This is a genomic window from Streptomyces sp. NPDC019443 (genome assembly GCF_044389785.1).
In the GTDB taxonomy this organism is placed as follows: Bacteria; Actinomycetota; Actinomycetes; order Streptomycetales; family Streptomycetaceae; genus Streptomyces.
On record NZ_JBIRYJ010000006.1, the window covers coordinates 263,777 to 281,666 of the forward strand.

18 protein-coding genes are annotated in these 17,890 nt (G+C 69.6%); 10 read left to right on the forward strand and 8 right to left on the reverse strand.

The genetic code is table 11. The features are described from left to right. Positions 1-84: 84 nt before the first annotated feature. The 4 genes from leuA (at position 85) to ACH492_RS21305 (ending at position 5,143) form a co-directional block, all read left to right on the forward strand. On the forward strand, positions 85-1,845 hold the full coding sequence (gene leuA, locus ACH492_RS21290) for a 2-isopropylmalate synthase (RefSeq protein WP_398988758.1): 1,761 nt from the start codon (positions 85-87) through the stop codon (positions 1,843-1,845). A gap of 442 nt (positions 1,846-2,287) precedes the next feature. Beyond that, a complete protein-coding gene (locus ACH492_RS21295) occupies positions 2,288-2,980 on the forward strand; it encodes a TerB family tellurite resistance protein (RefSeq protein WP_398988760.1) in 693 nt (230 codons plus the stop codon). A 280-nt stretch (positions 2,981-3,260) separates the two neighbouring features. Then, entirely contained in the window at positions 3,261-4,478 is a 1,218-nt protein-coding gene (locus ACH492_RS21300; protein WP_398988762.1) for a sensor histidine kinase, read from the forward strand. After that, positions 4,475-5,143 carry a response regulator gene (locus ACH492_RS21305; RefSeq protein WP_398988764.1) on the forward strand — a complete coding sequence of 223 codons (669 nt, stop codon included), beginning with the start codon at positions 4,475-4,477 and terminating at the stop codon, positions 5,141-5,143. The genes ACH492_RS21300 and ACH492_RS21305 overlap by 4 nt, the downstream gene beginning before the upstream one ends. A gap of 403 nt (positions 5,144-5,546) precedes the next feature. Here the strand turns inward: ACH492_RS21305 and ACH492_RS21310 are convergent, their stop codons facing one another. Continuing rightward, complete coding sequence (locus ACH492_RS21310) at positions 5,547-6,908, reverse strand: FAD-dependent oxidoreductase (protein ID WP_398988766.1); 1,362 nt, start codon at positions 6,906-6,908, stop codon at positions 5,547-5,549. Between the two features lie 307 nt (positions 6,909-7,215). Between ACH492_RS21310 and ACH492_RS21315 the strand changes: the two genes are divergently transcribed. After that, complete coding sequence (locus ACH492_RS21315; RefSeq protein WP_398988768.1) at positions 7,216-8,058, forward strand: hypothetical protein; 843 nt, start codon at positions 7,216-7,218, stop codon at positions 8,056-8,058. On the opposite strand, the gene ACH492_RS21320 is transcribed toward ACH492_RS21315, so the two are convergent. Both ACH492_RS21320 and ACH492_RS21325 read right to left on the reverse strand, forming a co-directional pair. After that, positions 8,009-8,278, reverse strand: coding sequence for a DUF397 domain-containing protein (locus ACH492_RS21320; RefSeq protein WP_398988769.1), 270 nt, complete (start codon positions 8,276-8,278; stop codon positions 8,009-8,011). The two genes, ACH492_RS21315 and ACH492_RS21320, sit on opposite strands and share 50 nt — an antisense overlap. After that, a complete protein-coding gene (locus tag ACH492_RS21325) occupies positions 8,260-9,093 on the reverse strand; it encodes a Scr1 family TA system antitoxin-like transcriptional regulator (RefSeq protein ID WP_398988771.1) in 834 nt (277 codons plus the stop codon). The genes ACH492_RS21320 and ACH492_RS21325 overlap by 19 nt, the downstream gene beginning before the upstream one ends. Positions 9,094-9,207: 114 nt before the next feature. Between ACH492_RS21325 and ACH492_RS21330 the strand changes: the two genes are divergently transcribed. Further along, positions 9,208-9,450 carry a hypothetical protein gene (locus ACH492_RS21330; RefSeq protein WP_398988773.1) on the forward strand — a complete coding sequence of 81 codons (243 nt, stop codon included), beginning with the start codon at positions 9,208-9,210 and terminating at the stop codon, positions 9,448-9,450. Continuing rightward, a complete protein-coding gene (locus ACH492_RS21335; protein WP_398988775.1) occupies positions 9,447-9,662 on the forward strand; it encodes a hypothetical protein in 216 nt (71 codons plus the stop codon). The genes ACH492_RS21330 and ACH492_RS21335 overlap by 4 nt, the downstream gene beginning before the upstream one ends. A gap of 48 nt (positions 9,663-9,710) precedes the next feature. On the opposite strand, the gene ACH492_RS21340 is transcribed toward ACH492_RS21335, so the two are convergent. After that, positions 9,711-12,236, reverse strand: coding sequence for a SpoIIE family protein phosphatase (locus tag ACH492_RS21340; RefSeq protein WP_398988777.1), 2,526 nt, complete (start codon positions 12,234-12,236; stop codon positions 9,711-9,713). Positions 12,237-12,368: 132 nt separating this feature from the next. On the opposite strand from ACH492_RS21340, the gene ACH492_RS21345 reads away from it, so the two are divergent. The 3 genes from ACH492_RS21345 (at position 12,369) to ACH492_RS21355 (ending at position 14,433) form a co-directional block, all read left to right on the forward strand. Beyond that, positions 12,369-12,638, forward strand: a complete 270-nt coding sequence (locus ACH492_RS21345) for a DUF1905 domain-containing protein (protein ID WP_398988779.1) — start codon at positions 12,369-12,371, stop codon at positions 12,636-12,638. Positions 12,639-12,818: 180 nt separating this feature from the next. After that, positions 12,819-13,565, forward strand: coding sequence for a DNA repair protein RecO (recO, locus tag ACH492_RS21350; RefSeq protein WP_307663621.1), 747 nt, complete (start codon positions 12,819-12,821; stop codon positions 13,563-13,565). Positions 13,566-13,587: 22 nt separating this feature from the next. Beyond that, positions 13,588-14,433 carry an isoprenyl transferase gene (locus ACH492_RS21355; protein WP_356233466.1) on the forward strand — a complete coding sequence of 282 codons (846 nt, stop codon included), beginning with the start codon at positions 13,588-13,590 and terminating at the stop codon, positions 14,431-14,433. 256 nt (positions 14,434-14,689) lie between these two features. Here the strand turns inward: ACH492_RS21355 and ACH492_RS21360 are convergent, their stop codons facing one another. From ACH492_RS21360 to ACH492_RS21375, 4 genes are read right to left on the reverse strand one after another with little or no spacing between them, the layout of a single operon-like run. After that, positions 14,690-15,124 carry a Fur family transcriptional regulator gene (locus ACH492_RS21360; RefSeq protein WP_398988781.1) on the reverse strand — a complete coding sequence of 145 codons (435 nt, stop codon included), beginning with the start codon at positions 15,122-15,124 and terminating at the stop codon, positions 14,690-14,692. A 55-nt stretch (positions 15,125-15,179) separates the two neighbouring features. Beyond that, positions 15,180-16,073 carry a metal ABC transporter permease gene (locus ACH492_RS21365; RefSeq protein ID WP_398988783.1) on the reverse strand — a complete coding sequence of 298 codons (894 nt, stop codon included), beginning with the start codon at positions 16,071-16,073 and terminating at the stop codon, positions 15,180-15,182. 2 nt (positions 16,074-16,075) lie between these two features. Further along, positions 16,076-16,858: a metal ABC transporter ATP-binding protein gene (locus ACH492_RS21370; protein ID WP_398989211.1), complete on the reverse strand. Its 783-nt coding sequence runs from the start codon at positions 16,856-16,858 to the stop codon at positions 16,076-16,078. Next, complete coding sequence (locus ACH492_RS21375) at positions 16,858-17,868, reverse strand: metal ABC transporter substrate-binding protein (RefSeq protein WP_398988785.1); 1,011 nt, start codon at positions 17,866-17,868, stop codon at positions 16,858-16,860. The genes ACH492_RS21370 and ACH492_RS21375 overlap by 1 nt, the downstream gene beginning before the upstream one ends. Positions 17,869-17,890 lie beyond the last annotated feature (22 nt).

The following is a 17,890-nucleotide window of genomic DNA, read 5'->3' on the forward strand; positions in this document are numbered from 1 at the left end:
GGCCGACCCCCTCCCCGCGGGATCTGGTGCTGCTTCGACTCAGTCGGCCGTCCAACTTGATGGACCCCGAGGAGCCCTACGCAAATGTCTGACAACTCTGTCGGTCGCCCCACGCCCGTCACCAACGCGACCCACACCCAGAAGCCGTCCGGGATGCCGATCCACAAGTACGGCACGTACGACGCCGTGGACATCCCCGACCGCACCTGGCCCGAGAAGCGGATCACCAAGGCCCCCCGGTGGCTGTCGACCGATCTGCGCGACGGCAACCAGGCCCTGATCGACCCGATGTCGCCGGCCCGCAAGCGCGAGATGTTCGACCTGCTCGTACGCATGGGCTACAAGGAGATCGAGGTCGGCTTCCCGTCCTCCGGCGAGACCGACTTCGCGTTCGTACGCTCCATCATCGAAGAGGGCGCGATCCCCGAGGACGTGACGATCTCCGTCCTGACCCAGGCGCGCGAGGAGCTGATCGAGCGCACCGTCGAGTCACTGCGCGGCGCGCACCGGGCCACCGTCCACCTGTACAACGCCACCGCGCCCACCTTCCGCCGGGTCGTCTTCCGCGGCTCGAAGGAGCAGGTCAAGCAGATCGCCGTGGACGGCACGCGGCTGGTGATGGAGTACGCCGAGAAGATCCTGACCGACGAGACGATCTTCGGCTACCAGTACAGCCCGGAGATCTTCACCGACACCGAGCTGGACTTCGCGCTGGAGGTCTGTGAGGCCGTCTGTGACGTCTGGCAGCCGGAGGCCGGACGCGAGATCATCCTCAACCTGCCGGCCACGGTGGAGCGTTCGACTCCGTCCACGCACGCCGACCGCTTCGAGTGGATGTCGCGCAATCTGTCGCGCCGTGAGTACGTCTGCCTGTCCGTGCACCCGCACAACGACCGCGGCACCGCCGTCGCCGCCGCCGAGCTGGCGATCATGGCGGGCGCGGACCGGATCGAGGGCTGTCTGTTCGGGCAGGGCGAGCGCACCGGCAATGTCGACCTGGTGACGCTGGGCATGAACCTGTTCTCGCAGGGCGTCGACCCGCAGATCGACTTCTCGCAGATCGACGAGATCCGCCGTACGAGCGAGTACTGCAACCAGATGGAGATCCACCCGCGCCACCCCTACGCGGGCGATCTGGTCTACACCGCCTTCTCCGGCTCCCACCAGGACGCCATCAAGAAGGGCTTCGACGCGCTGGAGGCCGACGCGGCCGCCCAGGGCAAGACGGTCGATGACATCGAGTGGGCCGTGCCGTATCTGCCGATCGACCCGAAGGACGTCGGCCGCTCCTACGAGGCGGTCATCCGGGTCAACTCGCAGTCCGGCAAGGGCGGTATCGCGTACGTCCTGAAGAACGACCACAAGCTGGACCTGCCGCGCCGGATGCAGATCGAGTTCTCGAAGATCATCCAGGCGAAGACGGACACCGAGGGCGGCGAGGTCACGCCGAAGGCGATCTGGTCGGTCTTCCAGGACGAGTACCTGCCGAACCCGGACAATGCGTGGGGCCGTATCCAGCTGCGCTCCGGACAGACCACCACCGACACCGACGGCATCGACACGCTGACCGTCGAGGCGGTCGTGGACGGCGTGGAGACCGTGCTGACCGGCTCCGGCAACGGCCCGATCTCGGCGTTCTTCGAGGCGCTGAGCGCGGTGGGCGTGGACGCCAGGCTGCTGGACTACCAGGAGCACACGATGAGCGAGGGTGCGTCGGCGCAGGCGGCGTCGTACATCGAGTGCGCCATCGACGGGAAGGTGCTGTGGGGGATGGGCATCGACGCGAATACGACGCGGGCGTCGCTGAAGGCGGTCGTCTCCGCGGTGAACCGGGCCGCGCGCTAGGACGCGGGGCGCGGCCGACGGCTGACCGCCGCCTGGCGGCCGGTTCGTCCCGAATTGCCGGATGGGCTTGGAACTTAAGCCCGTCCGGCGAATCGTGGGGCGAATCGTCCGGGCGAATCACGGCCCCTCGAAGGGGCGGTCTCCGGGACGAATTCCACTCAGTGCTGCTTGGTTTCGCATGTGCGTTTGAAGGGGCTGCCGGGCACCTGGGGGTGTGAGGCGCTGGGGCGACAGGGCAGGCCAATGGGGTACTGACGCACAGGACAACGTTGCCGGTTGCCGGGCTCCCCGCGAGGGCGAGGATCGGCCATGTCCGGCCGTACTGCTTCCCGGGTGCTGACGCCGCATCATCGCTGTGGCTAACATCACGTCAACGCGGCAATGTTGCCGTGGGGGCGCCCCCGTGCCCGAAGGGCTTACGGGGGAGTTACGGAGGTGGGACGTGCAGCCAGCCCGAGGACTATTCGGCCGAAAAGTGCTGGTCTGCGGCGTTCATACCTCCTGGAACACCGTGGGCGACGGTGAGTTCTTCTGTCCCGCTTGCGGAGGCGATCGCAACTACCGCCGGCGCACCGGCCGCCGCCGCTTCACCGTCCTCGGTGTGCCCCTGCTGCCGCGCGGCTCGGCGGGCCCGATCGTCGAATGCGCCGCCTGCCACAGCCACTTCGGCATGGACAGCCTCGACCACCCCACCACCGCCCGCTTCTCCGCGATGCTCCGTGACGCCGTCCACACGGTCGCCCTCGCCGTCCTCGCCTCCGGCGGCACCTCCTCCCGCTCGGTCCGCGAGACCGCCGTCGCCACCGTCCGCGCGGCCGGCCTCGACGACTGCACGGAGGACCAGCTCATGGGCCTGATCGAGGCGCTCGCCGCGGACACCGGCCGCTTCGTCACCGACACCGGGCCCTATGGTGCCGCGCTCGCCATCGAGCTCCACGAGGCTCTGGAACCGCTCGCGCCGCATCTGGCCCCCGCGGGCCGCGAGTCGATCCTGCTGCAGGGGGCGCGGATCGCCCTCGCGGACGGGCCGTACAGCCCGGCGGAGCGGGACGTGCTGACGACGGTGGGTGCGGCGCTGCGGCTGTGCGCGGACGATACGGCGCGGCTGCTGGCGGCGGCGCGTACGCCGTTCTAGCGGAGGCCCTCCGGCGGTCGGGTTTCTACTCCCGGGGGAGTAGAGACCACCCCGTGTCACCCTCTGCAGTAGCGCTCAACTAGGCCCTGCGCGCGAGGAATCCGCCCCTCCCCCACGGGAGTCTGGACACGACCCCGACGCCCCTGCCGGAGAGAGGCCGTGATGGCGGCCGCATCCACCACCGCGACGGCGGGCCGACCGCCGCGGAGGCCGTAGGGCCCCAGAAGGGCGTACGGGGTCTGGGGCGGAGCCCCCAGGACATCTACCGGAGGATGGACCCGTGCAGCAGCCACAGACAGCCGTCCCGCGGCCAAGGCTCGGGGAGCGCGTCCTCACCGCCGTCAGCCGCGATCCCCTCACATCGCCTCACCGCGCACGCAATGACGCCGTCCTCGCCGCCGCCATCGGTGTCCTCGCCGTCGTGCTCGCGCTCACAGTCGTCCACGAAGGCCGCCGGCCAGACGCGCTCGGGTGGGTACTCCTGGCCGGCAGCGTCGTCGCCCTCGCCTGGCGGCGCAGCAGACCCATGGTCGTCCTGCTCGCCGTCCTCGTCTGCATCGTCCCGTACCACGCCGCCGACAACACCCACCTCGCGCCCGTCCCCGGCTCCCTTCTCGCCCTCTACACGGTCGCCGCCGTCGCCCGGCCCCTGCACACCTTCCTCATAGGCACCGCCGTCATCGGCACGGCCGTGACCGTGATGTTCCGGATCGACGCCCACCAGGGGGAGGTGACGCTGCTCACCTCCGGCTGGATCCTCGCCGTGCTCGTCCTCGGCGTGGACGTACGCACCTACCGCCGCTACATCGCCTCCGTCGTCGGCCGCGCCGAGCGGGCCGAACGCACCCGCGAGGAAGAGGCCGCCCGCCGCGTCGCCGAGGAGCGCCTGCGTATCGCACGCGACCTGCACGACCTCCTCGCCCACTCCATCACCCTCATCGGCGTGCAGACCTCCGTCGCCTCCCACATCCTGACCGTCGACCCCGACCGGCTCGACCATGCCGCCGTCGCCAAGGCGCTCGACGACATCACCGACACCTGCCGCACCGCCCGCGGCGAGCTGCGCACCACCCTGGAGGTCCTTCGGGCGGACGGCCCGGACGCCGCCGGACCGCTGCCGGATCTGACCGCGCTGCCCGGTCTCGTACGCGCCGCACAGGCCGATCTCGACGTGCGCACCGAGGAGGCGCACATCCCGCCCGCCGTCGAGGCCGCCGCCTACCGCATCGTGCAGGAGTCGCTGACCAATGCCGTACGCCACGGCGGCCCCGGCGTCCGCATACGCGTCGCGGTCGAGGCGGCAGACGGCCACCTGCGCGTCACCATCACCGACGACGGCACCGCCCCGGGCGCCACCGAAGGCTCCGGCTACGGCATCGTCGGGATGCGCGAGCGTGCCCGTAGCGTCGGAGGGACACTGGTGGCCGGCCCGCGCGACGGCGGCGGGTTCGAGGTCGCCGCGGCCCTGCCGCTCCAGCAATCGGAGGCCCTCGCATGAGCGTGATCCGCGTACTGCTCGCCGACGACCAGACACTCGTGCGCGCCGCGTTCGCGATGCTCGTCGAGTCCGCCCGCGACATGGAGGTCGTCGGCCAGGCGGGCACCGGCGCGGAAGCCGTCGAACTGGCCCGCAGCGAACGCGCGGACCTCGTCGTCATGGACATCCGCATGCCCGAACTCGACGGCATCGAGGCGACCCGCCTGATCGCCGCCGACGACGACCTCGCCGGGGTCAAGGTCCTGGTCCTCACCACGTACGACACCGACGAGCACATCCTCGAAGCGCTGCGCGCCGGCGCGTCCGGCTTCCTGGTGAAGGACACCAAACCGGCCGACCTGCTGGCCGCGATCAGGACGGTCGCGGCGGGGGAGGCCCTACTCTCGCCCGGCCCGACGTCCCGCCTGATCGCCCGCGTCCTGCGCATCCCGGACGACCCCCCCGCCACCGGCGGCCCGGACGGCCTCTCGGACCGCGAACGCCAGGTGCTCGCGCTGGTGGCCCGGGGCCTGAACAACACCGAGATCGCCGAGAGGCTCGGCCTGAGCCCGCTCACGGCGAAGACGCATGTCAGCCGGATCATGGGGAAGTTGGGGGCGCGGGACCGGGCGCAGCTGGTGATTGTGGCGTACGAGTCGGGGCTGGTGGTCCCGCGCGACGCGTAGCCGCCTGAGGGGGGCCTATTCCCCTGCCCTCCCCCCTACGCCCTGGCGGGCGTGGGGGGACCCCCACTTCCCGAACTGGGGGCAAGCCCCCAGACCCCGGTACGCCCTTCGGGCGTTGTCCTCAATCTCCCCCAGACTTCGTCCGGGGGGACCCCCAACGGGCTTGAATTTCCGCCCGTCCGGCCGAAACTTGAAGCCCGCCCGGGCAAATCCAGCCTCTCCGGCGATTGAGGAGCGGGGTCCGGGGCGGAGCCCCGAATCAAGCCTCGTGGGGGTCCCCCGGACGAAGTCTGGGGGCGTTTGAGGCGCGGGGCGGAGCCCCGGTCAGGGCCGAATGCTCAGCCCCGCCGGCATACGAGGCGTGGGGGTCCGGGGGGCGAGCCCCAGGCACCGCCCCGCCGGGTCAGGCGCCGCTCGCCCGCAGCATCGCCTCGCGCTCGACGATCTTCACCCGCTCACGCCCCTCCGCCGCACCCAGCTCCCGCTCCGCCGCGTCCAGCCGGTGCCACCCCTCCCACGTGGTGTAGGAAACGCCCTTGGCCTCAAGGAAGTTGACGACGGCCTCCTCGCCGGGCGCGGCAGGCGCGTGCAGGCGGCCATTGCCGTGGTCGTCCAGCAGGTTGGCGACCGTCTCGTTCGCGTCGCCCTTGGTGTGGCCGATCAGGCCGACCGGGCCGCGCTTGATCCAGCCCGTGACGTACGTCGACTGCAGGTGCTCGCCGGCCTCCACGACCCGCCCGCCCTCGTGCGGGACCGTACCGGTGAGGAAGTCGAAGGGCAGCTTGGGCAGTTCGTCGGAGAGATAGCCGACCGCACGGTAGACGGACTGCACGTCCCACGTACGGAACTCGCCCGTGCCCGTGACATTGCCCGAGCCGTCCAGCCGCGTCCGCTCCGTACGCAGCCCCACCACGCGGCCGTCCTCGCCGACGACCTCGGTCGGCGACTCGAAGAAGTGCAGGAACAGCTTGTGTGGCCGGCCGCCGGCATCCCGGATCGCCCAGTTCTCCAGCGTCTTCGCGACCATGTCCGCCTGCTTGTTGGCCCGGCGCGTGGCGATGCTGCCGTCGTCGTAGTCGATGTCCTCGGGATCGACGATCACCTCGATGTTCGGGGAGTGGTCGAGCTCCCGCAGTTCCATCGGGCTGAACTTGGCCTGCGCGGGGCCGCGCCGCCCGAAGACATGCACCTCGAGGGCCTTGTTGGCGGCCAGGCCGTCGTACACATTCGGAGGGATCTCGGTCGGCAGCAGCTCGTCCGCGGTCTTCGCCAGGATGCGGGCCACGTCCAGGGCGACGTTGCCGACGCCGAGCACTGCCACCTTCTCGGCCTCCAGCGGCCAGGTGCGCGGCACATCCGGGTGGCCGTCGTACCAGGACACGAAGTCCGCGGCGCCGTACGAGCCGGCCAGCTCGATGCCGGGGATGTCGAGCGCCCGGTCCGCGTCCGCGCCTGTGGAGAAGATCACCGCGTCGTAGAACTCACGCAGATCGTCCAGGCCGATGTCGCTCGGGTAGTCGACATTTCCGAAGAGGCGTATCTGCGGTTTGTCGAGCACTTGGTGGAGGGCGGTGATGATGCCCTTGATCCGCGGGTGGTCGGGCGCGACGCCGTACCGGATCAGCCCGAACGGCGCGGGCATCCGCTCGAAGAGGTCGATGGAGACGCCGGGCTCGACGGCGGCCTCGGACTTCAGCAGTGCGTCGGCGGCGTAGATTCCGGCGGGGCCGGCACCGACGATCGCGATCCGCAGAGGGCGGGGCATGAATGGTTCCCTTCGAACGAGGTCCACGGGCGTGACCCGGCGAGTGAGACGGCCTGGCGCGTGCGGAGGGAGCCGACTCTCGTACGCCACCCTGGCAACGGCGCTCCCACCGCGGTACCCACCCTGTACCTATGAACCCATAAGCCTGATCTATGACCCGCACCCGGGAGGGGCGGGGTAAGGACACCCTAACCTCCAGCCCTCGGGCAGCCCGCGGGGCCCCGCCCCCGGCCTCCTATCGCGCCGCCGGGCAACACGCGGGAAGCTGGGAACCAGGAGGATCTGCCCGGGCGAAGGGGCCCCCGCGATGAACGCTGTCGAAAACACGGCACCCGGTGGCCGCCTTGCCGCCGCGCTCGAGAGCCCGATCGTCGGGATGTCCCCGTGGATCATCTTCTCGGTCGTCGTCGGCCCGGGCCGCTTCGGAGTGGCGGTGGGCCTCGCCCTCGCCATGTCGGTGGCGCTCTTGGTCACGGCGCGGATGCTCTACCGCGGCACCTCGCTCAAGATCCTGGAAGTGCTGGACGTCCTCTTCTTCGCCGCGCTCGCCGGAATCGGAGCAACCTCGTCGCCAGGCACCCAAAGATGGCTGGAGACGTACGCGGGCGAGATCTCCAACCTTGCGCTGGTGGTCATCGCCTTCGGCTCGATGGCCGTACGGGTGCCCTTCACGGTGCAGTACGGACGGGAACGCGTCGGCCCGGAGTACTGGAAGTCGCCCGAGTTCCTCCACGCCAACCAAGTGATCACCGGCGTCTGGGGCGCGGCGTTCCTCGTGGCGGCCATCGCGGGCGGCTTCGGCGACCTTGTCCTGCACAACCCGAACAACCTCTGGACCGCGTGGATCATCCAGATCGCGGCGATCGTCACCGCGCTGAGCTTCACCGAGTGGTACCCACAGGTCGTCCGCAGCCGGAACCGCACCGGTGAGCCCCCGCCGCCGGTGCGCAACTTCCTGATCCCGCTGGCGGGCCTGATCATCCCGGTGGGCGTCGTCTCCCTGATCTTCGACGCCGCGGCGTCCTGGTTCGGCGTCGGGCTGATCCTCATCGGGGTGATCCTGGCCCGCGCCATCAACAAGGACACGGAGATGGAGCGCTCTAGCGGCGGACACCCTCGACGAAAGCGGTCCAACTGGCGGCTCCGATGACGAGGGCGGGACCGTCGGGGTTCTTGCTGTCGCGGACGGGGACGACGCCGGGGACGTTGTCGAGGACTTCGACGCAGTCGCCGCCGTGGCCGTCGCTGTGCGTGCTCTTGCGCCAGGCGGCGCCGGGGAAGTCGTACGCCACCTCGACGCAGCTGCCGCCGCTCCCGTCGCTGTAGGTGCTCTTACGCCACCGGGCGGTGCTCAGGTCGTACTCGCGCATCGTCTGTAGTCCTCCGCCGCCGACTCGACCAGGGAGAGGGACGCCTCCGGCGACAACGCGGCGGCCCTGAGCAGATCGTAGGTCGCTTGTACGCGCTTCACCACAGCCGGATTGTCCAGCAGATTCCCCGAAAACACCCCCTCTGTATAGGCGGTTGGCGGGGCGTCCTCGAACTCCATGAGCGTCAGCATCTTGCCCATGAGCGGGTACGCCCCCGCCGCGTACGGAAGCACCTGCACCAGGATCGTCCGCTCGCGGGCGAGGGCCGCGATGTGCTCCAGCTGCCCGGCCATGGCTGCCGGGCCGCCTACTGGGATGCGGAGCACGGATTCATGCAGGATCGCCCAATGGACGGGCCGTGTAGCGTCCTTGAGGATGTGCGCTCGGTCCATGCGCGCTCGAACGGTCTCCTCGATGTACTCGTCTGCTGCGAACGGATTCTCCGCGACCGTGATCGCCCGGGCGTACGCAGCCGTCTGCAGCAGCCCTGGCGCCAGTGTCGGCGCGAACTCGCAGATGTTGGTCGCGAGCGCCTCAAGCTCAGCCGCGGCCGCGAAGTAGTCCGCGTACCGCGAACTGTTGATCAGCTTCCGGCACATCCGCTCGAAAAAGCCTCCGGTTTGCAGCGTCTCATCGATCCGCTGTGCCACATCCAATTGCGGCTTCCGAATGGCCTGTTCGAATTGGCCGATGTATCCGCCTGACACGAAAACCCGCGCGCCCAGCGCTGCCTGAGTGAATCCCGCCTCCTCCCGGAGTCGCTTCAACTCGGTCCCGAAGAACTCCCAAGCCGCCTGCCGTGAACCGTTGGCCATGGATCAAACCCCTTGTGCAGCTGCCCAGTTGTAGTGCGCATACCCCTGTCGAGAGTAGCTGCGGGCCGTCACCGTTGTAATGCGAAACGTGAAATCGGATGGGGAAGGGAAGTCATGGCGCGCAAGGAAAACCCGCGGCACTCGATGGAATGCATCGAAGAGGCGGAGGAAGCTGTGAACAAATTGCGTACGGCCCTGGAGCGGTCCGGCATTACCCTGCCGTCGCTGCGCCTGGAGCCCGCTTCGTACGCACGCGACGTGCCTTGTCCCCTGGTCGAATTGGGGCGCTGCACCGTCGACATCGTCCGCATGCTCACGGCAGTACTGCCGAAGGAAGAAGGAGGAGTGGCACGTTGACGCCGCCCGTCGGGTCCTACGTCGTCGACATCCGCACCGGCCAGGTGGGCCGGCTCATGGGGGAGGCGGGCGCGCGGCTGCTGTTGAGACCGATCGGCGGGGGCCGGGAGTGGGAGTGCGAGCCGGAGGCGGTGCGGCCCGCGACCGCGGCGGAGCGGATCAGCGCGACGACGGCGTATGTGAACGCCCGCAGCCGGGGCGAGGTGACCTGACACCGGCCGTCCGGCGCCCGCTTCTGCTCACCCGGCGCCCGCTTCTGCTCACCCGCCGGTGGCGGGCGTAGGCGGCGAGGCATGGGCGTATCTGGTGAGTAGCAGCGCGATGTCGTCCACTCGGTTCGGGGACTGGAGGGCGTCCCGCAGGAGTGCGTCGGCCAGTTCTTCCAGGGACCCCACACGAGCATGGGCCAGCGAGGTCCGCAGCCGGTCCATGCCCAGACCGATGTCGGACCCGCGTGTCTCGATCAGTCCGTCCGTGTAGAGGGCCAGTACCGAGCCGGGCAGGAGATTCAGCTCCGATTCCGGGTAGTCGACGATGCGCTCCACTCCGAGTAGCGGGCCGCCCGGCAGATCCAGGATCTCGGTGTGCCCGTCGGGCCGGCGCAGCAGGGGCGGGCAGTGGCCCGCGCGGACCACGTGCGCGACTCCCCGACCCGGTTCGATGAGGACGTAGCAGCAGCTGGCGAGGAGCCCGGGGGCGAGGTCGAGGAGCAGCCGGTTGGTACTGGCGATCACATCGCTCGGACGGTGGCCCGCGGAGGCGAAGGCCCGTACCGCGCTGCGCACCTGGCCCATGGTGGCTGCGGCGGCGACATTGTGGCCCTCGACGTCTCCGATGACCAGCACGACGCCGCGGTCGGTGAGGATCGCGTCGTACCAGTCGCCGCCGATGTCCATCCCGCGGGTACCGGGCAGGTACCGGCCGGCGACGCGGACGCCCGGCATTGTGGGCAGCAGATGCGGAAGCAGCGCGTTCTGCAGGCCCCGGGCGAGGGTGAATTCGGCGTCGTAGAGCCTGGCACGTTCCAGTGCTTGGGCGATCAGACCGCTCAGCGCGGTGAGGAGGCTCCGTTCGTCGTTGGAGAACCGGTGGACCTCGTCGAAGCCCAGGACGCAGGCACCCACTGGGCGGCTGGAGGCGATCAGGGGCAGGAACGCAAAGGAGCTGGACTCGGCGTGGAGCTCGGGATAGGCCCCCCGGAACTCTTCCCTCGATTCGATGAACAGCGGGACCCCGGAGGTCAGCGACCCGGTCACGGGCCCCCCTTGATGCAGCGGCCTGCCCTCGAACCGCTCCAGGAAGCTCTCGCGGTAGCCACGCTGCGACATCAGACGCATGTGCCGCTCTTGCACCACGTATATCGCCAGTCGGTGACCGCCGACGGCGGGCAGGAGCTGATCGGCGACGACATCGCCCACTTCGCGCGCGGTGACCGCCTCGGTCAGGGCGCTGCTCATCTGAAGGACGCGATAGATGGCGCCCAGGCGCGTCGGTGCGGGAAGCGAGGACGCGGCGGCCCCTCCTGCCTCCGCGGGCGGTGATCCGGGCTCGGTCCCGGCCGGGACCGGTTGGCCGGTCGGCGCTGCCCAGCCGGTCATGCCCTGCGCATCCGGGCGGAGGGAGAACACGAGCCACTGGTCGGGGGATTGGGCCAGGAAGGAGACGGGCTGCTGGGAGACCCTGGCGGCCCGGAAATGGTCTTCGTAGGCGGGATGGGCCAGCCACGGCAGGACGTCCCAGAGGCGTCGGCCCACCAGATCCTCCCGGCGTACGCGCATCAGCCGCACCAGGCTGTGGTTGGCGTAGGTCACACACCCCTCTCGGTCGAGCGAGAAGAAGCCCTCCGTGAGCCGTTCGATCGCCGTGACGGCGGCCATACCGGACCCGAGGTCCAGGACTCCGCCCACCAGGTGGGGCCGCGCCTCCCCGTCGGCGGCGGCCTCGGGTACCCGGCCCCACAGCTCGACGGTGCGGTGACCTCCGCCCTTCTCCGGCACGCGCATGCATTGGGCGAGGATGCGGCCCTCCTCGACTCCAGTACGGGCGGCAGCCTGGAATCCGGGACGGTCCGCGGGGTGCACCTTGGCCGCCAGCGTGGCCGCTTGTCCGTCGTACTCGTCCGGGGCGAGGCCGAAGATCGAACACAACGTGGCATCCGCTTCAAGGGCTCCGGTGGCGAGGTTCCAGTCGAACAGGCCTACCCGCACCGCCGAGGCGGAAGGTACCGGGACCTCCACCGGAACGGTCTCCATGTCGCACTCGACGTCGGCGCCGCGCGCGCTCAGCTCGGCGAGCGATGCGCCGAGGCGGCCGGCCGCGGTGCGCAAATGCCGTCGCTGCGCCTTGGACAGCCCTTGCCCTCCGGACTTGGAGGCCCACACCACGGCCATGGACCCGAAGGTCTCCTGCCCCGCCGTGACCGGTACGGAGGCGGAGCCGAAAGGGTAGGGCAATGCCACTGCGAGCTGGGGAAATCGCCGCATGGTCTCTTCGGCGTCGACCAGATGGACCGTCCGCCTGGAGCGGAACGCCTCCGCGACTGGGATGGGACTGCTCACAGGAATCCGCCGCCAGCCGCCGAGCAGGGAAGGCGGCATTCCAGCCGCTGCGGCCAGTACCAGCGTGTGACGGTTGCGCGAGATGAGGAACACACTCGCCGCATGGGCCCCGGTCGCCTCGACGGCTTTGAGGACGGCATCAGTCAGCGCGTTGTCACGCTCCGCCGTGCCTTCGGCGCTCGTAGTGCCGAAGGGGTGCGTACTCAACCTGGTATCGGTGGACGACACGCTGGCCCCGATCGTTGCGATGGTGGCGTGGCCTGCTTGTCAGGGGTGTTTGTCCAATTCTCGTATGGAATGGTCCATCGCGAAACCCGGAGGGGAGCGATGAGTTTGCCCGCCCCTCGCCGTCCTACCTGAATGGACAAACAATTCAGCGCAACGCTGCAGAAGAGCCCTGCGAAGGGCGGCTGGACCTATGTCATGTGGCCCGAGTCGGTCGAGTACTTCGGCACTCGGGGTCTGGTCAAGGTCCGGGGGACGATCGACGGGCATCCGTTCCAGAGCTCGTTCATGGCCCTGGGGGACGGCACGCACAAGCTGCCCGTGAAGGCCGACGTACGCAAGGCGATCGGCAAGGAGGCGGGGGACAGCGTGACGGTCCGCCTGGAGGAGAGGGTGAGCGACTGACTGCTGACCGGTCCCGGTCAACCGACAGCTGTCCGTACGGGACAATGGCCGCATGAGCCTGTTCCGTGATGACGGCGTCGTCCTGCGCACCCAGAAGCTGGGTGAGGCCGACCGCATCATGCTGTGCTCGCCCGGGGGGCAACCCCCGGCCCCCCGGCCCCACACCCGTGGGGGCGTGCGATGAGTCTTTTTCGTGACGACGGCGTGGTCCTGCGCACCCAGAAGCTGGGTGAGGCCGACCGCATCATCACGCTGCTCACGCGCGGGCACGGGCGTGTCCGCGCGGTCGCCCGTGGCGTGCGGCGGACCAAGTCCAAGTTCGGGGCGCGGCTCGAGCCCTTCTCCCATGTCGACGTGCAGTTCTTCGCCCGCGGCAGCGAACTCGTCGGCCGCGGGCTCCCCCTGTGCACCCAGAGCGAGACCATCGCTCCGTACGGTGGCGGCATCGTCACCGACTACGCCCGCTACACCGCCGGCACCGCCATGCTGGAGACCGCCGAGCGGTTCACCGACCACGAGGGCGAGCCCGCCGTCCAGCAGTACCTCCTCCTCGTCGGCGCCCTGCGCACCCTCGCCCGCGGCGAGCACGCGCCACATCTCATCCTCGACGCGTTCCTGCTGCGCTCCCTCGCCGTCAACGGCTACGCGCCCAGCTTCGACGACTGCGCGAAATGCGGCATGCACGGGCCCAACCGTTTCTTCTCCGTCGCCGCCGGCGGCGTCATATGCGGCGACTGCCGGGTGCCCGGCAGCGTCGTACCCTCTGCGGAGGCCATCGGTCTGCTCAGCGCGCTGCTGACCGGCGACTGGCCCACGGCGGACGCGTGCGAGGCGCGCCACGTCAGGGAGGGCAGCGGGCTCGTGTCCGCCTATCTGCACTGGCACTTGGAGCGCGGCCTGCGCTCGCTGAGGTACGTCGAGAAGTAGAGAAATAGGAGATGTGAACCGCATGGCACGACGCGGAATCCTGGGCCGGTCCCGCCGCGAGTACAAGGTCCCCGAGCCGCACCCCTCCGGCGCGCGCCCGCCGAAGATCCCCGGCGAGCTGGTGCCGAACCATGTGGCGTGCGTCATGGACGGCAACGGCCGCTGGGCCAAGGAGCGCGGGCTGCCGCGCACCGAGGGCCACAAGGTCGGCGAGGGCGTCGTCCTCGACGTCCTCAAGGGCTGCATCGAGATGGGCGTCAAGAACCTCTCCCTGTACGCCTTCTCCACCGAGAACTGGAAGCGCTCGCCCGACGAGGTGCGCTTCCTGATGAACTTCAACCGCGACGTCATCCGCCGCCGCCGTGACGAGATGGACGAGCTCGGTATCCGTATCCGCTGGGTGGGCCGGATGCCGAAGATGTGGAAGTCCGTCGTCCAGGAGCTCCAGGTCGCGCAGGAGCAGACCAAGAACAACGACGCGATGACGCTGTACTTCTGCGTCAACTACGGTGGCCGCGCCGAGATCGCCGACGCCGCGGCAGCCATAGCGGCGGACGTGAAGGCCGGCAAGCTCGACCCGTCGAAGGTCTCCGAGAAGACGATCCAGAAGTACCTGTACTACCCGGACATGCCGGACGTCGACCTGTTCCTGCGCCCGAGCGGCGAGCAGCGCACCTCCAACTACCTGATCTGGCAGAGCAGTTACGCCGAGATGGTCTTCCAGGACGTGCTGTGGCCGGATTTCGACCGGCGGGACTTGTGGCGGGCGTGCCTGGAGTACGCGCAGCGGGACCGGCGGTTCGGCGGGGCGATCCCGAACGAGGAGCTGGAAGCGATGCGGGGGCGGCCCGAGGGCACGTCTGCGTGAGCGGGGGGTGAGTTTCCCCCACCCCGCCCCTTCCCGAAACCCTGACGGGACGTCTGGGGGGTTGACGCCCCCAGACCCGCTGAGCGGCAGCTTCGCGTCGCGCACCCGTCATGGGCCGGACCGGGTTCTGTCCTCAATCGGCGGACGGGCCTGATTTTCAAGCCCGTTGGGGGTGCCCCCGGACGAAGTCTGGGGGAGACTGAGGACCGGGGGTTCCCCCACGCCTGCAGGGGGCAGGTCCGGGGCGGAGCCCCGGTTACTTGGCGGCCGCCGCCGCGCACTCCGCGCACGTGCCGAAGATCTCGACCGTGTGCGCCACATTCACATAACCGTGCTGCGCCGCGATCGTCTCCGCCCACTGCTCCACCGCCGGCCCCTCGACCTCGACCGCCTTGCCGCACACCCGGCACACCAGATGGTGGTGATGGTCGTCCGTCGAGCAGCGCCGGTAGACGGACTCGCCGTCGGACGTGCGCAGCACATCCACCTCGCCCGCGTCCGCGAGCGACTGCAACGTGCGGTAGACCGTGGTCAGACCCACCGAGTCGCCGCGATGCTTGAGCATGTCGTGCAGATCCTGCGCACTGCGGAACTCATCCACCTCGTCGAGCGCCGCAGCCACCGCGGCACGCTGCCGGGTCGACCGGCCTCGCACTGGGGCGGTGTTTCCGCCGATTGGCGCCGTCGTCACAGGTGCCTCCTCGCTTTGCCCGCACACGTGTCGGGCCATTCTGCCAGGCCCGGGGTCAGACCTTGACGTCGTCACTCGGCCGTCGTGCGCCCGGCCCCTCCATGGTGCACTCGGCCTCGCTCGCCTCCAAAGCTCGCGCACGCCGCCTCGCCAGGGGCGTCGCCAGCGCGGTCAGCGTCACGAAGATCGCTATGGCCAGCAGGACGATCGTCGCGCCGGGCGGTACGTCCTGGTAGTACGAGGTGGCGGTTCCGGCCAGCGTCACGGCGATGCCGATACCCACCGCCACCGTGAACGTCGCTCTGAACGAGCGCGAAATCTGCTGGGCCGCGGCCACCGGTACCACCATCAGCGCGCTGACCAGCAGCAGCCCGACCACCCGCATCGCCACACTGACCGTGACCGCCGCGGTCACGGCGATCAGCAGGTTCAGCGCACGCACCGGCAGACCGGTCACCCGCGCGAACTCCTCGTCCTGGCTGACCGCGAACAGCTGCCTGCGCAGGCCCAGCGAGACCAGCACCACAAAGGCGGCGAGCAGCGCGATCGCGGTGAGGTCCTCGTCGGAGACCGTGGACAGCGAGCCGAACAGGTACGAGCTCAGATTCGCGGTGGACCCGGCGTCCGAGATGTTGATCAGCAGGACACCGCCCGCCATGCCGCCGTAGAAGAGCATCGCCAGCGCGATGTCGCCGCGGGTGCGTCCGTACGCCCGGATCAGCTCCATCGTGATCGCGCCGACGACCGAGACTATCGTCGCCATCCACACCGGGTTGGTCGACAGCAGAAAGCCGAGACCGACGCCGGTCATCGCGACATGGCCGATGCCGTCGCCCATCAGCGCCTGCCGGCGCTGCACCAGATAGATGCCTACGGCCGGCGCGGTGACGCCGACCAGCACGGCCGCGATGAGCGCCCGCTGCATAAAGGCCGTCTCGAGGATTTCCATGATCAGGTCAGCAGTCCCGTGCGGAGCGGCTCGTCGGCCGCATGCGGATGTACGTGGTCGTGGCCGGGCAGCGCGTGCTGGCCCACAGCCTCCGGCGGCGGCCCGTCATGGACCACACAGCCGTCGCGCAGCACCACCGCGCGGTCGATCAAGGGCTCGAGCGCGCCCAGCTCGTGCAGCACCAGCAGCACGGTCGTCCCGGCGGCGACCTGCTCGCGCAGCGTGCCGGCCAGGATCTCCTGGCTGACCAGGTCCACGCCCGCCATCGGCTCGTCCATGATCAGCAGTTCCGGGTCGGAGGCCAGCGCACGCGCGATCAGCACTCGCTGGTGCTGGCCGCCGGAAAGGGCGTCCACCGAGTCCTTGGCTCGGTCGGCGAGCCCGACGAGCTCTATGGCGCGCTGCACGGCCGCCCGGTCGGCCTTCGACAGCCGGCCCAGCCTCGTACGCGACAGACGCCCCGAGGAGACGACCTCACGCACCGTCGCGGGCACACCGCTCGACGCGGTGGTGCGCTGCGGTACGTAACCGACGCGCGACCATGCGCGAAAGCGCCGCAGCTGGGTGCCGAACAGGGCGATCTCGCCGCCGGTGAGCGGCACTTGGCCGATAAGGGAGCGCACGGCGGTGGACTTGCCCGAGCCATTGGCCCCGAGCAGCGCGACGACCTCACCGCGCTGGACGGTGAGGTCGATGCCGCGCAGCACGGGCCGCGAGCCGAGCGTGGCCTGAGCCCCGCGGATGGATATGACGGGCTCGCTCACGGATGCCTCCGATGCAGATATCACTTCGCGCCGAGAGCCTTCTGCAGCGCGTCGAGGTTGGACTGCATCACCTCGACGTAGTCGCGGCCCTTGGACTTGTCCGTGATCCCCTCGAGCGGATCGAGGACGTCCGTCTTCAGTCCGGCGTCCTTGGCGAGGGTCTTGGCGGTCTTGTCGCTGGCGAGCGTCTCGAAGAAGACTGTGGTGACCTTGTCCTTCTTGGCGACGTCCTGCAGTTCCCTGATACGGGCCGGGCTCGGCTCGGACTCGGGGTCGAGGCCCGCGATGCCCTCCTGGTCCAGGCCGTACCGTTCGGCGAGGTAGCCGAAGGCGGAGTGGGTGGTGATGAAGGTCTTGGTCGTGGTGTTCTTCAGGCCCTGCTGGAACGCGGTGTTCAGCCCGTTCAGCTTGCCGACCAGCGACTCGGTGTTCTTCTTGTAGTCCGCGGCGTGGTCCGGGTCGGCCTTCTCCAGGGAGGCTCCCACGCCCTTGGCGACCTCGGCGTACTTCACCGGGTCGAGCCAGATGTGCGGGTCGGCGCCGGCCTCGCCCTCGCCCTCGTGGGCGTGCTCGTCGTGGCCGGACTCCTCGTGGCCGGTCTCTTCGTGGCCGGTCTCTTCGCCCTCGTGGCTGTGGCCGCCCTCGGTGCCGTGGTGCTCGAGCTTGGTGAGGGTGGCGGCGTCGACCTTGTTCTTCGCCTCGGACTGGGCGATGGCCTTGTCGACGGCGGGCTGGATGCCCTTGAGGTAGAGGATGTAGCCGGCTTCGTTCAGCTCGGCGGTCTGGCGGGGCCCCAGCTCCAGATCGTGCGGCTCGACGCCCGGCTCGGTGAGAGTGGAGACGGAGACGTGGTCGCCGCCGATCTGCTCTGCGAGATACTGCATGGGGTAGAACGACGCCACCACCTTCAGCTTGTCGCCGTTCTTGCCGCCGTCGGCGGCATTGGAGCTGGAGCAGGCGGAAACGGCCATCAGGCCGAGGGCGACGGCTCCGGCAGCGACGGTGGTGGGTATGAGGCGGCGTACGTTCATGACAGTCATTTTCAACAAAACT

What these genes read in the sequence shown, in the direction of transcription:
- leuA (WP_398988758.1), top strand. Translation starts at nt 85, where the DNA reads ATGTCTGACAACTCTGTCGGTCGCCCCACGCCCGTCACCAACGCGACC.
- ACH492_RS21305 (WP_398988764.1), top strand. Translation starts at nt 4,475, where the DNA reads ATGAGCGTGATCCGCGTACTGCTCGCCGACGACCAGACACTCGTGCGC.
- ACH492_RS21310 (WP_398988766.1), bottom strand. Translation starts at nt 6,908, where the DNA reads ATGCCCCGCCCTCTGCGGATCGCGATCGTCGGTGCCGGCCCCGCCGGA.
- ACH492_RS21315 (WP_398988768.1), top strand. Translation starts at nt 7,216, where the DNA reads ATGAACGCTGTCGAAAACACGGCACCCGGTGGCCGCCTTGCCGCCGCG.
- ACH492_RS21320 (WP_398988769.1), bottom strand. Translation starts at nt 8,278, where the DNA reads ATGCGCGAGTACGACCTGAGCACCGCCCGGTGGCGTAAGAGCACCTAC.
- ACH492_RS21325 (WP_398988771.1), bottom strand. Translation starts at nt 9,093, where the DNA reads ATGGCCAACGGTTCACGGCAGGCGGCTTGGGAGTTCTTCGGGACCGAG.
- ACH492_RS21330 (WP_398988773.1), top strand. Translation starts at nt 9,208, where the DNA reads ATGGCGCGCAAGGAAAACCCGCGGCACTCGATGGAATGCATCGAAGAG.
- ACH492_RS21345 (WP_398988779.1), top strand. Translation starts at nt 12,369, where the DNA reads ATGGACAAACAATTCAGCGCAACGCTGCAGAAGAGCCCTGCGAAGGGC.
- recO (WP_307663621.1), top strand. Translation starts at nt 12,819, where the DNA reads ATGAGTCTTTTTCGTGACGACGGCGTGGTCCTGCGCACCCAGAAGCTG.
- ACH492_RS21355 (WP_356233466.1), top strand. Translation starts at nt 13,588, where the DNA reads ATGGCACGACGCGGAATCCTGGGCCGGTCCCGCCGCGAGTACAAGGTC.
- ACH492_RS21365 (WP_398988783.1), bottom strand. Translation starts at nt 16,073, where the DNA reads ATGGAAATCCTCGAGACGGCCTTTATGCAGCGGGCGCTCATCGCGGCC.
- ACH492_RS21375 (WP_398988785.1), bottom strand. Translation starts at nt 17,868, where the DNA reads ATGAACGTACGCCGCCTCATACCCACCACCGTCGCTGCCGGAGCCGTC.